12 protein-coding genes are annotated in these 13011 nt (G+C 71.5%); 5 read left to right on the top strand and 7 right to left on the bottom strand.

Annotated elements, in window-relative coordinates; all coding sequences use genetic code 11:
* Positions 1-42 precede the first annotated feature (42 nt).
* Positions 43-1173, top strand: coding sequence for an epoxide hydrolase family protein (locus tag OHS18_RS03295; RefSeq protein ID WP_328615861.1), 1131 nt, complete (start codon positions 43-45; stop codon positions 1171-1173).
* Here OHS18_RS03295 and OHS18_RS03290 read toward each other — a convergent pair.
* Together OHS18_RS03290 and OHS18_RS03285 are read right to left on the bottom strand one after the other, a co-directional pair.
* A complete protein-coding gene (locus OHS18_RS03290) occupies positions 1170-1697 on the bottom strand; it encodes an LmrA/YxaF family transcription factor (protein WP_442875338.1) in 528 nt (175 codons plus the stop codon). The genes OHS18_RS03295 and OHS18_RS03290 overlap by 4 nt on opposite strands.
* Positions 1630-2292, bottom strand: coding sequence for a GNAT family N-acetyltransferase (locus OHS18_RS03285; protein ID WP_328615860.1), 663 nt, complete (start codon positions 2290-2292; stop codon positions 1630-1632). Before OHS18_RS03285 ends, OHS18_RS03290 begins: the two co-directional genes overlap by 68 nt.
* A 269-nt stretch (positions 2293-2561) precedes the next feature.
* Between OHS18_RS03285 and OHS18_RS03280 the strand changes: the two genes are divergently transcribed.
* From OHS18_RS03280 to OHS18_RS03265, 4 genes are all read left to right on the top strand, one after another.
* Positions 2562-3779: a glycosyltransferase gene (locus OHS18_RS03280; RefSeq protein ID WP_328615859.1), complete on the top strand. Its 1218-nt coding sequence runs from the start codon at positions 2562-2564 to the stop codon at positions 3777-3779.
* Positions 3780-3858: 79 nt separating this feature from the next.
* Entirely contained in the window at positions 3859-5286 is a 1428-nt protein-coding gene (gene rox, locus OHS18_RS03275; RefSeq protein WP_328615858.1) for a rifampin monooxygenase, read from the top strand.
* A 33-nt stretch (positions 5287-5319) separates the two neighbouring features.
* Positions 5320-7497: an RNA polymerase recycling motor ATPase HelR gene (gene helR / locus OHS18_RS03270; protein WP_328615857.1), complete on the top strand. Its 2178-nt coding sequence runs from the start codon at positions 5320-5322 to the stop codon at positions 7495-7497.
* 73 nt (positions 7498-7570) lie between these two features.
* The gene (locus tag OHS18_RS03265) at positions 7571-8170 is read left to right on the top strand and encodes a hypothetical protein (protein WP_328615856.1); all 600 of its coding nucleotides are present in this window, start codon (positions 7571-7573) and stop codon (positions 8168-8170) included.
* 24 nt (positions 8171-8194) lie between these two features.
* Here the strand turns inward: OHS18_RS03265 and OHS18_RS03260 are convergent, their stop codons facing one another.
* The 5 genes from OHS18_RS03260 to OHS18_RS03240 all read right to left on the bottom strand — a co-directional run bounded on the left by OHS18_RS03260 (position 8195) and on the right by OHS18_RS03240 (position 12963).
* On the bottom strand, positions 8195-8383 hold the full coding sequence (locus OHS18_RS03260) for a hypothetical protein (RefSeq protein ID WP_328456240.1): 189 nt from the start codon (positions 8381-8383) through the stop codon (positions 8195-8197).
* Positions 8384-8487: 104 nt separating this feature from the next.
* On the bottom strand, positions 8488-10179 hold the full coding sequence (gene groL / locus OHS18_RS03255; protein ID WP_326950411.1) for a chaperonin GroEL: 1692 nt from the start codon (positions 10177-10179) through the stop codon (positions 8488-8490).
* 11 nt (positions 10180-10190) lie between these two features.
* Positions 10191-11216 carry an NAD(P)-dependent alcohol dehydrogenase gene (locus OHS18_RS03250; protein ID WP_328456244.1) on the bottom strand — a complete coding sequence of 342 codons (1026 nt, stop codon included), beginning with the start codon at positions 11214-11216 and terminating at the stop codon, positions 10191-10193.
* Entirely contained in the window at positions 11213-11929 is a 717-nt protein-coding gene (locus tag OHS18_RS03245) for an iron-sulfur cluster assembly protein (RefSeq protein WP_328456246.1), read from the bottom strand. The genes OHS18_RS03250 and OHS18_RS03245 overlap by 4 nt, the downstream gene beginning before the upstream one ends.
* Complete coding sequence (locus OHS18_RS03240) at positions 11926-12963, bottom strand: amidohydrolase family protein (RefSeq protein WP_328456248.1); 1038 nt, start codon at positions 12961-12963, stop codon at positions 11926-11928. The genes OHS18_RS03245 and OHS18_RS03240 overlap by 4 nt, the downstream gene beginning before the upstream one ends.
* Between the last annotated feature and the right edge of the window lie 48 nt (positions 12964-13011).

Below are 13011 nucleotides of genomic sequence, written 5' to 3'. Positions count from 1 at the left end.
ACTAGGACCGATCCTGTCCTACACGCGCGGAACGCTACCGCCATGGAACCCTTCCGCATCGACGTCCCGCAGGCCGACCTCGACGAGCTGCACCACCGGCTCGCCCGCACCCGCTGGCCCGGCGAACTGCCCGGCGCCGGCTGGGCCTACGGCGTCAGCGAGCCCTACCTGGCCGAGCTGGTGGAGTACTGGCAGACGAGCTTCGACTGGCGTGCGCAGGAGGCGCGGCTCAACGCGTTCCCGCAGTTCACGACCACGATCGACGGCCAGCGCGTGCACTTCCTGCACGTCCGCTCCCCCGAGCCGGACGCGACGCCGCTGATCCTCACCCACGGCTGGCCGAGCACGGTCGCCGACTTCCTCGACGTCCTCGGTCCGCTCACCGACCCGCGCGCCCACGGCGGTGACCCGGCGGACGCGTTCCACGTCGTCGCGCCGTCGGTGCCCGGCTTCGGGTTCTCCGGACCGACGACCGAGCCGGGCTGGAACACGCGCCGCATCGCGCGGGCGTGGGCCGAGCTGATGCGGCGCCTGGGTTACGAGCGCTACGGCGCCCAGGGTGGCGACTTCGGCAGCATCGTCTCCCCCGAACTCGGCCGAACCGCGCCCGCGGAAGTGCTGGGGGTGCACGTCAACGCCGTCGCCAACGCGGGGGTGCCGACCGCGCCCGGCGACCTCGACCGACTGTCCGAAGAGGACCGAAAGCGGGCCGAAGAGAACCAGGTCTGGTGGTACGCGCATTCCGGCTACGCCACGCAGATGGCGACCCGGCCGCAGACGCTGGCGTACGCGCTCAACGACTCCCCCGCCGGCCAGCTCGCGTGGAACCTGGAGTGGTTCGTCGACTGGGACCCGACGGCAACGCGGCAGACGCCGGTGCCCCGCGACGCGATCCTGACGAACGTCACGACCTTCTGGCTCACCGGCACCGCGGGTTCGGCCGCGCGCCTCTACCTGGAGGCGGGCCAGGACGGCTGGGGCGAGCGCCCGCAGCCGTCGGGCGTCCCGACAGCGGTGGCCAACTTCCGCGGCGACCACGCGATCCGCGGCCTGGCCGCACTGTCCAACAAGATCACCCGCTGGACGGAGCACGACACCGGCGGCCACTTCGCCTCCCTGCAGGCGCCGGAGCTGCTGGTGCAGGACATCCGCGACTTCTTCGGCGACCTCTAGTCCACAGTGGAGGCTCGACGTCGGCTCGTCACCGCGCCGTCGAGCAGGGGGCGTAGCTCCTCCACCACCGTGTCCAGCGGGGCGACGTCCTGGTGCGCCCGCGCCAGGACGATCGCGCCTTCCAGGGTGCTCAGCATCAGCACCGCCAGCGATACGCTGCGAGCCGCCGGGACGCCGAACTGCGCCAGCGTCTCGGCCAAGGGCCGTTGCCAGCCCTCGAAAGCCTTGCCGACGGCGTCGCGCAGGCTTTCGCTCGTGGCAGCCGCGTCCGCGACCGTCGCCACCAGCGGGCAGCCTGCGTCGAAGCCTGTCGTGGTGAACTCGTCGCGCCACTGGGCGGCCATGGCCGCGAACAGTTTCCCGGGTGTCGGATCTTCGAGCTTGGCCGCGAGCCGGGCGACGCGGCGGGCGGCGTACCCGCCCGCCCAGGCGACGGCTTCGGCGATCAGCTGGTCCTTACCGCCCGGGAAGTAGTGCTGCAGGGACCCCCGCGGCGCCTCGGCGTGCGCGACCACGTCCCGCATACCCGTCGCCCCGACGCCCTGGATCCGCACCAGCTGCGCGGCGCTCAGCACAATCCGCTCGCGCGGTGTCCTCGTCATCGACGGCCTCCTTCATGACACTCGTCATGGTAGCCCAGTCGGGCACGACCAGCGCGAAGTCGCGCTCGCCGCGTTCGTAGGCGGGTACCGGGCGGAAGCCCTGGCGCAGCAGCAGCGTCTCGGCCCCGGCGTTCCCGGCCTGCACGGTCGCCCGCACCGTCCACCCCGGCCACCGCCCGGACGCCTGCAGCCACCGGCTCAGCGCACTGCCGATCCCCCGCCGCTGCCACGCGTCGGCGACCAGGACCCCGAGCTCGGCCGTCCCGGGGACCTCCGCGACGAAGTTGAGCAGCCCCACCGGAATCCCGCCGGACGTGGCGAGCAGCGCGACGCCGGCAGGCGGGCCGGCGAGCAGGAACCGGTGGTAGCGCCGGAAGATCTCGCCCGGCTCGGCCGGGCCGCCCATCATGAAGCGCCGCCGGAGACTGTCCGGTGAACAGGCCGCGACCAGCGCGGCCACGCACTCCCGGTCCGCCGGGCGGTCGCCCAGCTCCCGGATTTCCATGACGACTGTCATAGTCCCATGAGAGCACAGTGCGGCCCGTCACACACTATGACGGCCGTCATAGGTCGGGTTCACGCAGACGGCTCTCGACGCGGCGCCGACAAAGGGAAGAAGCTGAGCTGCGGGAACGCCCGCCAGATTGAAGGGAGGAGTGACCACTCCCTTCCACTACTAACGTATACCGCACCCCGGGGCTTGCGGCAAGACCCAGGTTGTGCCGCAGAATCATCGGCCTCAGCCGGGATCTGTGGCTGGAAACGACCACACGGGGGGATTTGCGAGTGCGTGTTCTGCTGTCGACGTACGGCTCACGAGGGGACGTCGAACCGCTGGTGGGGCTCGCCCTCACGCTGCGGGCCCGCGGTCCGGAGGTCCGGGTGTGCGCGCCCGCGGACGAGGATTTCGCGCACCGGCTGGCCGGTGTCGGGGTGGCCTACGTGCCGGTCGGGCCGTCGGCGAAGGAGCTGACCAAGGCGGCACCGGTGCCGTCGTCACTGCCGGAGCGGGCGGCGCAGCTGATCGCCGCCCAGTTCGACGTCATCACGCCGGCGGCCGAGGGCTGCGACGTGCTGGTGGCGACGGGCATGCTGCCGACCGCGGCCGGTGCGCTGTCGGTGGCCGAGCTGCTGGGCGTGCGCTCGGTGTTCGCCGCCTTCCAGAGTTCCACGCTGCCGTCCCCGCACCACGCGCCGCTGGCCTACGCGGGCCGGCCGTTCCCGCCCGAGGTGACCGGCAACCGGGCGAAGTGGGACCTGGACGCCGAGAGCGTGAACGCGCTGTTCGGGGCGGCGCTCAACACCCACCGGGTGGCGCACGGCCTGCCCGTGGCGGACCAGGTCCGCGACTACGTCGTCGGCACCCGGCCGTGGCTGGCGACGGACCCGGTCCTCGACCCGTGGCGGGCCACGGATCTCGACGTCGTGCAGACCGGCGCGTGGATCGTGCCGGACGACCGGCCGCTCCCGGCCGGCCTGGAGGCCTTCCTCGACGCGGGCCCGCCGCCGGTCTACGTCGGCTTCGGCAGCATGCCCATGCACGCGGCGGCGGACGTCGCGCGGGTCGCCGTCGACGCCGTCCGCGCGCGGGGCCGCCGGGTGCTCGTCCTCCAGGGCTGGGCCGACCTCGGCCTGGCCGACGACCGGGACGACTGCTTCGTGCTCGGCGAGGTCAACCACCAGGCGCTGTTCGGCCGGTGCGCCGCCGTCGTACACCACGGCGGCGCCGGCACCACGACAACGGCCACCCGCGCGGGCGTGCCCCAGGTCGTCGTCCCGCAGGCGACGGACCAGCCGTACTGGGCGAGCCGGGTCGCCGCTCTCGGGATCGGGGTGGCGCACAAAGGCCCGGCGCCCACCGTCGCATCCCTGTCGGCCGCGCTGGAGATCGCGCTGGCACCCGAAACCCGAGCACGCGCGGAAGCCGTCACGATCCGCGCCGACGGGACCGCGGTGGCCACCCAGCTGGTCTTCGACCGGGCAGCGGCGCCCACGACCGTGTGAACCACCGGTGATCTTCGTGCCGGGGACGTGCCCCGGCGCTGTACTGACCAGGACTTTCTTCGAACGGACAGGGGATTTTGTGCTCGACGTGATCGTGGCCGGCGGCGGACCGACCGGCGTCATGCTGGCCAGCGAACTGCGGCTGCAGGGCGTGGACGTGCTCGTGCTGGAGAAGGAGACGGAGCCGACGCCGGTCGTGCGCGCGCTCGGCATCCACGCGCGCACCATCGAGGTGCTGGACCAGCGCGGGCTGCTGGACCGGTTCCTCGCGCTCGGCAAGAAGTACCCGCTCAACGGCTTCTTCGCCGGGATCAGCAAGCCGCAGCCCGCCCACCTGGACACCTCGCACCCGTACGTCCTCAGCATCCTGCAGCCCGTCACCGACCGCCTGCTGACCGAGCACGCCGTCGAGCTCGGCGTCGAGATCCGGCGCGGCACCGAAGTGACCGGGCTGAGCCAGGACGACCACGGCGTGAGCGTCGAGCTGGCCGACGGCACGCAGCTGCGGTCGCGCTACCTCGTCGGCTGCGACGGCGGCCGCAGCACGGTCCGCAAGCTGCTCGGCGTCGGCTTCCCCGGCGAGCCCACCCGGGTCGACACGCTGCTCGGCGAGATGGAGCTGACCGAGGACCCCGAGACGCTGACCGCGGTGATGACCGAGATCCGCAAGACCCAGAAGCGGTTCGGGGTCGGGCCCATCGGCGACGGCCTGTACCGCCTGGTCGTCCCCGCCGACAACGTCGCCGAGGACCGTTCGACGCCACCGGACTTCGAGGAGTTCAAGCGGCAGCTGCGCTCCACCGCCGGCACCGACTTCGGCGTGCACTCGCCGCGCTGGCTCTCCCGCTTCGGCGACGCCACCCGGCAGGCCGAGCGGTACCGGGTCGGCCGGGTCCTGCTGGCCGGCGACGCCGCGCACATCCACCCGCCGATGGGCGGGCAGGGCCTCAACCTCGGCCTCCAGGACGCGTTCAACCTCGGCTGGAAGCTGGCCGCCGAGGTCGACGGCTGGGCGCCGGCGGACCTGCTCGACAGCTACGAGGCCGAGCGGCACCCGGTCGCCGCCCAGGTGCTGGTCAACACCCGCGCGCAGATGCAGCTGACGTCGCTGGAGCCGGGGCCCCAGGCCGTGCGTCAGCTCCTGACGAAGCTGATGGACTTCGAGGACGTGAGCCGCTACCTGACCGAGCAGCTCATCGCGGTCGACATCCGTTACGACTTCGGCGACGGGCCCGACCTGCTCGGCCGGCGCCTGCGTGACGTGCAGCTGAAGAGCGGGCGGCTCTACGACCTGATGCACGAAGGTCGCGGGCTGCTGCTCGACCAGACCGGCGGGCTCGCCGTCACGGGCTGGGAAGACCGGGTCGACCACGTCGTCGACGTCAGCGAGGAGCTGGACGTGCCCGCGGTGCTGCTGCGCCCGGACGGGCACGTGGTCTGGGCCGGGGAGGACGCGGCGGCGCTGCCCGGCGCGTTGCGGAAGTGGTTCGGCAGGCCCGCGGCCTGACCGCCGGGGAAGTTTCTTAAACGATGAGGGAACGTGGCTGCACAGGGGTACGAAGAAGAACTGCGGTCCGAACGCGCGTACGTGGCCGATCTCTACACGCGGCTCGACGCCGAGCGCGCGCGGGTGAAGGGCGAGTACGACGCGGCGCTGGGCGGCAAGGGCCTCGGCGCCATGGAACGCGACGTCAGCGTGCGCGCGCTGGGCCGCGAGTCGAAGCGGCTGGAAGTGGTGGACAACGGGCTGTGCTTCGGCCGGATGGACGCCGTCTCGGGCGAGCGCTCCTACATCGGCCGGATCGGCCTGTTCGCCGAGGAGGACGACTACCGGCCGGTGCTGCTCGACTGGCGGGCGCCGGCGGCGCGCGCGTTCTACACGGCCACCGGCGCGAACCCGGAGGAGATGCGCCGGCGCCGCCAGTTCCGGACGCGCGGGCGGCAGGTGCTGGGCTTCACCGACGAGGTGCTCGGGCGTCCGACCGAGGGCGACGAGGGGGACGCGGCGCTGCTCGCGGCGATCAACGCGCCGCGCGGCGAGGGGATGCGCGACATCGTCGCGACGATCCAGGCCGAGCAGGACGAGATCATCCGGCTCGACCACCCGGGCGTGCTGGTGATCGAAGGCGGCCCGGGCACCGGGAAGACGGTGGTGGCTCTGCACCGCGTCGCCTACCTGCTCTACACCCAGCGGGAACGGATGGAACGCCACGGCGCGCTCGTCGTCGGGCCCAACCCGGCGTTCCTGAGCCACATCGGCCGGGTCCTGCCGTCGCTGAGCGAGACCGACGTCGTGTTCACGACCACCGGCGGTTTCGTGCCCGGCCTGGACGTCACGGCCGAGGACACGCCGGAAGCCGTGCGGCTCAAGGGGTCCCTGAGGATCCTCGACGTCCTCGCGGCCGCCGTCGCCGACCGGCAGCGGCTGCCGGAAGAGCCGCTGCCGATCGAACTGCGCGACGTCACGGTCCGGATCGACGCCGAGACGGCGGAGTGGGCCCGGCAGGAGGCGCGCGACAGCGGGCAGCCGCACAACGAGGCTCGTGCGGTGTTCACCGAGATCGTCACGTACGTGCTGACCGAGCGCGCGATGGGCCGGATCGGCCGCGGCTGGCTGTCCCGGGACGACAAGGTGGAATGGGAAGCGCTGCGGAAGGACCTGATCGCCGAGCTGGCGGCCGACGAGACGTTCACCGCCGCGCTGGAACGGCTCTGGCCGATCCTGACGCCGGAAACCCTGCTGGCCCAGCTGTACCAGTCCCCCGAGCGGCTGAAGGCGGCCGGGGCCGACGCGTCGCTGCTGCGCGCCGACGGCGCCGCTTGGACCGTCTCGGACGTGCCGCTGCTCGACGAGCTCGTCGACCTGCTGGGCCACGACACGACGGCCGGGAAGGCGGCCGCCGCGGTGGTGGCGCGGGAGCGGAAGGCCGAGGCCGAGTACGCCGAAGGCGTCTTCGAGACGATGAAGCTCGATCGCGAGGAGATGGACGAGGACGTCCTGCTGTCCGCCGAGAACCTGCTGTTCGCCGAGGACCTGGCCGACCGGTTCGTCGAGGTGGACACACGCAGCCTCGCCGAGCGGGCGTCGGCGGACCGGGACTGGACCTACCGCCACGTCGTCGTCGACGAAGCCCAGGAACTGTCCGAAATGGACTGGCGGGTGCTGATGCGGCGGTGCCCGGGCCGGTCGTTCACGGTGGTCGGCGACCTCGCCCAGCGCCGGTCGGAGGCCGGGGCGCGGTCGTGGAACGCGGTGCTGGCGCCGTACGTGCCGGGCCGCTGGGTCTACCGTGCGCTCACGGTGAACTACCGCACCCCGGCGGAGATCATGGAGGTCGCCGCCGCGGTGCTCGCGGACTTCGCGCCCGGCGTCCGGCCCCCGGAGTCGGTCCGCGCGTGCGGCGTCCGGCCGTGGTCCCGGCACGTCACCGACGACGAGCTGGCCGCGGCCGTCGAGGAGTTCGTCCGGGACGAAGCCGGCCGGGAAGGCACCAGCGTCGTCATCGGGCCGCCGGGGGTGCCGGGCACGGTGCCGGCGTCGGAGACCAAGGGCCTGGAGTTCGACGCGGTCCTGGTGGTGGAGCCGGCGAAGATCCTCGCCGACAGCGCGGCCGACCTCTACGTCGCGCTCACCCGGGCGACGCAGCGGCTCGGCGTCCTGCACCGGGAGCCGTTGCCGCGGGCGTTGACCGGGCTCGCGGAGGTCGTCCGGCGCTAGGCCCGCGGTTCGCTCCGGGGGTGCGCGGGTACGTTGCCGTGGCCGCGCTCCCCCACCGCGAAAGGCGTCCTCGATGCAGCTCTACGCCGAACGGCCGATCCGCCGTACCGCCCAGCTCGTCAGCGACCTGCTGGCGTTGCTGCTCGTCGTCTTCGCGGTGTGGCTGGGAACCACGGTGTACGACGAGGTCATGAAGCTGCGGGCGCCGGGCGACGGGCTCGTCAGCGCCGGCACCGGGCTGACCGGGACGTTCGACTCCGCCGCGAACTCCGCCGACGGCATCCCGCTCATCGGCGACGCGCTCGCCAAGGCGCTGCACGGCGGTTCGGACGTCGGCACCCAGTTCGCCGACGCCGGCCGCTGGCAGATCGAAGCCGTCGAGAACCTCGCGTGGTGGATGGCGGCGATCATCATCGCGCTGCCGGTGCTGACGCTGCTCGCGACGTGGCTCCCGATGCGCTGGCACTTCGCCCGCCGCGCCTCGGCGGCCGCGCAGCTGCGGGCGCTGGGCGACGAGGGCCTGGACCTGCTGGCGCTGCGGGCGTTGACCACGCAGCCGCTGCACCGCCTGGCGAAGTCCGGCGAGATCGCGACGGGCTGGCGCGCCCGCGACAAGGAGGTCATCGCGGTGCTGGCCGGCCACGAACTGGCCCGCCACGGCCTGGTCACCTGACCTCGCGCCCCCATCACCGCGTCGTCAGCGCGGGCCCTGCCGGCGGCCCACCGAACGGCCGATGAAGAAACCCAGCAGCAAGCCCACGATCAGGCCGATCACGATGAAGAAGATGACCGTCGCCGCGGCGATCTTGCCGACCGTGCCGAGGAAGCCCTTGGCCTCGAAGTCCTGGACCGTCGCGAGGGTCTGGACGAGCGTGTAGTGCGTCATGATCACCAGGGTGACAGCACCGGGCGCACCCTGCACGCCGCGAAGGTCCCCCACCGGTGCTCAGGACACCGGTGGGGAGACCCCCGCACTCCGCGGGCCCGAGATCAGCCGACGGAGGGGCCCATCCCGAGCGACTGCGGCGTGCTGGCGTCGGGCGAGGGCTGGTGCAGGCCCTCGTCCAGCGGGCCGAACTCGGTCATCAGCGCCGCGCTACCGCCCCACGGCGTCTGTTCCTCGGCGATCAGCGAGTTCGTCGTCAGCAGCAGCCCGGCCACCGAAGCGCCGTTCTGGATCGCCGAGCGACACACCCGCAGCGGGTCGACGACGCCCAGGGCGATCATGTCGCCGAACTGGTCGTTCAGGGCGTCGAAACCCTCGTCCGAGCCGAGCTCCCGGGTGCGCGCGACGATCTCGTGCGCCGGGTGCCCGGCGTTGTGGGCGATGAGGAACGCCGGTTCCGCCAGCGCCCGCCGGACGATCTCGACCCCGATCGCCTGGTCACCTTCCAGCCCCAGGCCTTCCAGGGCTTTCTCGGCGTGCAGGAGCGCCGCTCCCCCGCCGGCCACGATGCCCTCGGCCATCGCCGCCCGGGTCGCGGACAGCGCGTCCTCGACCCGGTGCTGCAGCTCCTTGAGCTCGGCCGGGGTCGCCGCCCCGACGCGCACGACCGCGACCTTGCCGGTCAGCGCGCCGATCCGCTCGGTCAGCACGTCCTCGTCGATGCCGAACTGCGCGCGCTCCAGCTCCGCCCGCAGCTGCCCGACCCGGAACTCGACGGCGTCGGAGGTACCGCCGCCGCCGACGATCGTGGTGTTGTTCGCGGTGACCCGGACCTGCTTGGCCCGGCCGAGGTGCTCCAGCGTCATCGTCTCCATGCTGAAGCCGGACGTCCGCGAGAGCACCGCGCCGCCGACGATCGCGGCGAGGTCCTCCAGCTTGTGCAGCCGCCGGTCGCCGAACCCCGGCGCGCGGACGGCCACCGACTGGAACGTGCCGTTCACGTGGTTGTGCACCAGCATCGACAGCGCCGTGCCCTCGATCGACTCGGCGATGATCACCAGTGGCCGCGGGGCCCGCATCACCTTGTCCAGCAACGGCATCAGCTGCTGCACCTTGGTGATCTTCTCCGCCGACATCAGGATGTACGGGTCGTCGAGCACCGCCTCGAGCCGGCCCGGGTCGGTGACCAGGTACGGCGAGAGGTAGCCGTTGTCAAACTCGAAACCCTCGACGAAGTCGACGCTCATCCCGATCATCGGCGACTCTTCGACGGTCACCACCCCGCCGTCGCCGACGGTGTGCAGGGCCTTCGCGATGACGGCGCCGACCGTGTCGTCGTCGTTCGCCGAGATCGCCGCGACCCGCGCGTAGTCCGCTTCGGACACCACCGGGTGCGCCTGCTTCTCCAGGTACGCCACCAGCAGCCCGACGGCGTGGTCGATGCCGCGCTTGACGAGCACCGGGTTGCCGCCGGCGGTGATCGCCCGCATGCCTTCGTGGACGATGGCCTGGGCGAGCACGGTGGCCGTGGTGGTGCCGTCGCCGACGACATCGTTGGTCTTGATCGCCGCTTCCTTGACCAGCTGCGCGCCCATGTTCTCGAACTGGTTCTTGAGGTGGATCTCGCGGGCGATGGTGACGCCGTCGTTGGTGACCACCGGCGAACCGGTGATCTTCTCGATGATCACGTTGCGGCCCTTGGGACCGAGGGTGGACTTGACCGCTTCCGCCAGCTTGTCGACGCCCGCGAGAAGCAGGTCGCGGGCGTCCGAGCCGAACCGAAGTTCCTTCGCCATGTTTCCTGCTCCTAGGGTGTGAGGATGGCCCGACCGCGCACGCGTCCGGCATCGAGGTCGGCCAGTGCGTCGAGAGCCGCGTCCAGCGGGTACTTCTTCGTGTGGAGCGTGACCTTCCCGGCCTGGGCGAGCACCATCAGCTCCACGAGGTCGTTGTACGTGCCGACCAGGTTGCCGATGACGCTGCGCTCGGTGGAGATGATGTCGATGGTCGGGATGTCGATGTTGCTGCCGTAGCCGATCACGAAGTGCGACCCGGCACGCCGGGTCATCGCGAACGCGTCCTGCTGGGCGCCCTGCTCGGCGACGAAGTCGAGCACGACCTCGGCGCCGTTGCCGCCGGTCAGGTCGAGCACCGCCTCGACCTGCTTGCCGTCGCCCAGCACGGTTTCGTCGGCGCCCAGGGTGGCCGCCAGCTCCAGCGCGTCGGCGTTGCGGTCGACCACGACCACGCGGGTCGCGGTCAGCGCCTTCAGCGACTGGATGCCGATGTGCCCGAGGCCGCCGGCGCCGTTGACGACGCAGGTGGTGCCCGGGTACAGCAGCGGGACGGCCTTGCGCACCGCGTGGTAGGCGGTGATGCCCGCGTCGGCCAGCGCCGCGACGTCCGAGGGCCGGGTCGCCGGGTCGAGCTTGATGCACGCCCGCGCCGACGTCAGCAGGTACTCGGCCATGCCGCCGTCGCTGTCGATGCCCGGGAAGCTCCCGTTGGGACAGTGCATGTCGTCACCCGCGCGGCAGGCGTGGCACAGCCCGCACGTCGGTGTCGGGTGCAGGATGACGGTGTCGCCGACCTCCACATTGGACACCGCCGGGCCGACCTCGTGCACCCAGCCGGCGTTCTCGTGCCCGATCGTGTACGGCAGGGCGACGCCGGACTTCTCGGCCCACTGCTCTTCGATGATGTGGAGGTCGGTGCGGCACACGCCGGCGCCGCCGATCTTCACCACGACGTCGAAGGGCCCGGTGGCGCGCGGCTCCGGCACCTCTTCGATCACCGGTTGCCGGTGGTACTTCTGCAGCCGCACGGCCTTCATCCCGTGCCCTCCTCTTCTGCGGTGAGCGAGTACCGGGCACGCAGCATGCCGCGGCACACGCCGGAGTTGGCCTCCATGCTCGTGCGGGTCAACCGGGCGAAAGCGAGGTGCCGTTTCGCCTCGCCGGGCGCGACCGGCTGCCCGGTCGCCGGGTCGAGCAGCAACGGGTCGCCGTCGCCGGCGGGCAGGCCGAGCTCGCGGCGGCGGGCCCGCAGCCGGTCGAGGTCCGGGCTCGCCGGGACTTCACCGAGTGTGAGGGCCGCCGGGTCGAGCCCGGTGCCCGACAGGGTCCGGCAGACCCGGTCGGTGCCGGCCAGCACGGCCTTGCGCACGAAGTCGTAGCGCAGCGTGTCGAGCTCGTCGACGGCCTCACCCTCGAACGACGCGACGAACCCCTGCCGGGCCGCCACCCCGCGGTTGATGACGTCGGAGGCGAAGTGGTCGTCGAGCCGGATGTCGAGCCCGGTCAGGCCCGCCACCCCGGCGACGGCGTCGTAGGCGTCCGCGACCATCAGGAACGCGAAGTTGGGCGCGCAGAAGTAGGTCGGCAGCCGCAGCCGGATGACGGCCTGACCCGCCGCGCTCACCTCGCAGCGGGCCACGAAGCCGAGATCGGTGAGGGGTTCGTCCAGCTCGGGATCCCGGACGGTGCCCAGGGCCGACCACACCTGCGCGTGGCCGGCCCGCACACCCCGATCGTCGAGTGCCGTCATGAGTTCGGCACGCCGACGGGCTCGACGTTCTCCGGGTCCTTGATCCGCAGCTCCTCCGGCACGTCGATGCCGTAGAGCCGGGCGGCGTTCAGGCCGAGGATCTTCCGCTTCTGGTCGATCGTCAGCGGCGCGAAGTCGGACAGTTCGTCGTCGGGCGGCATGTTCCAGTCGACGAAGCCCTCGACCTGCCACTTCGGTTCCCAGATGGCGTAGTCCGCGCCGAAGATCAGCTTGTCCTCGCCGATCCAGAACATCAGCTCGCCCATGACCTTCGCGAAGAACTTCGGCCGGGCGTGCATCAGGCCGCCGATGACGACGGCGAGCCCCGCGTAGACGTTGCGCTCCTGGGTGGCCATGAAGCAGAAGTCCTCGATGCGCGGCAGGCCGACGTGCTCGACGATGAAGTTGAGGCCCTGGAAGTTGGTCGCCACGTGGTCCACATCGGACACGTCGAAGGCGTCCTTGTCGAGCGGCCAGATCGTCGGGCCCTTGTGGATGTGGACGTTCTTGACGCCCAGTTCTTCGCACTTCTCGAGGTACTTCGCCGCTTCCGGGTCCTTGAGGCTCCAGCCGCGGGAGTCACCGCGCCACTCGGCCGTGTAGAGCTTGACGCCCTTGCAGCCGTAGCGCTTGACCCGTTCCTCGAACGCCTTTATGCCTTCGTCGCCTTCACGCGGGTCGAAGGTCGTGTTGACGAGGAACTTGCCCGGGTGCCGTTCGGCCATCGCGCCGTCGGCCTCGGTGGTGTTGAACCCGTTCGTGTACCACTGCCGCAGGTTCGTCGGCTGGAAGATGGCCGTGTCGACGTGCCCGACCTCGAACAGGTCGTGCATCATCAGCTCTTCGGAGTACTTCTGGAAGCGGTCGATCGGCCAGTGCGTCTCCTTCGGGCCGAGGCCCTGGTAGGCGTGGAAGCACTCGATCCACCCCTTGGCGTATTCCTCCTGCCCCTTGACCCAGTTGTCCGGGCTGGCGTCCCAGAAATGGGTGTGGGCGTCAACTACGAAATACTTTTCGCCATCTTTTTCGTACACGGGTGACCCTCCTGAGCGGATCGAGTGCTTCCTAGCGGGTTTTGCGGA

Origin of the sequence: Amycolatopsis sp. NBC_00355 (assembly GCF_036104975.1) — a bacterium.
Taxonomy (GTDB): domain Bacteria; phylum Actinomycetota; class Actinomycetes; order Mycobacteriales; family Pseudonocardiaceae; genus Amycolatopsis.
The sequence above is the reverse complement of the archived record's forward strand: the minus strand, read 5'-3'. Positions and strand labels throughout refer to the sequence as shown.

Bases quoted from the DNA above. Each gene is read 5' to 3' on its own strand.
- OHS18_RS03295 (WP_328615861.1), top strand. From the start codon at position 43: ATGGAACCCTTCCGCATCGACGTCCCGCAGGCCGACCTCGACGAGCTG.
- OHS18_RS03290 (WP_442875338.1), bottom strand. From the start codon at position 1,697: ATGCGGGACGTGGTCGCGCACGCCGAGGCGCCGCGGGGGTCCCTGCAG.
- OHS18_RS03285 (WP_328615860.1), bottom strand. From the start codon at position 2,292: ATGACAGTCGTCATGGAAATCCGGGAGCTGGGCGACCGCCCGGCGGAC.
- OHS18_RS03265 (WP_328615856.1), top strand. From the start codon at position 7,571: ATGCAGCTCTACGCCGAACGGCCGATCCGCCGTACCGCCCAGCTCGTC.
- OHS18_RS03260 (WP_328456240.1), bottom strand. From the start codon at position 8,383: ATGACGCACTACACGCTCGTCCAGACCCTCGCGACGGTCCAGGACTTC.
- groL (WP_326950411.1), bottom strand. From the start codon at position 10,179: ATGGCGAAGGAACTTCGGTTCGGCTCGGACGCCCGCGACCTGCTTCTC.
- OHS18_RS03250 (WP_328456244.1), bottom strand. From the start codon at position 11,216: ATGAAGGCCGTGCGGCTGCAGAAGTACCACCGGCAACCGGTGATCGAA.
- OHS18_RS03245 (WP_328456246.1), bottom strand. From the start codon at position 11,929: ATGACGGCACTCGACGATCGGGGTGTGCGGGCCGGCCACGCGCAGGTG.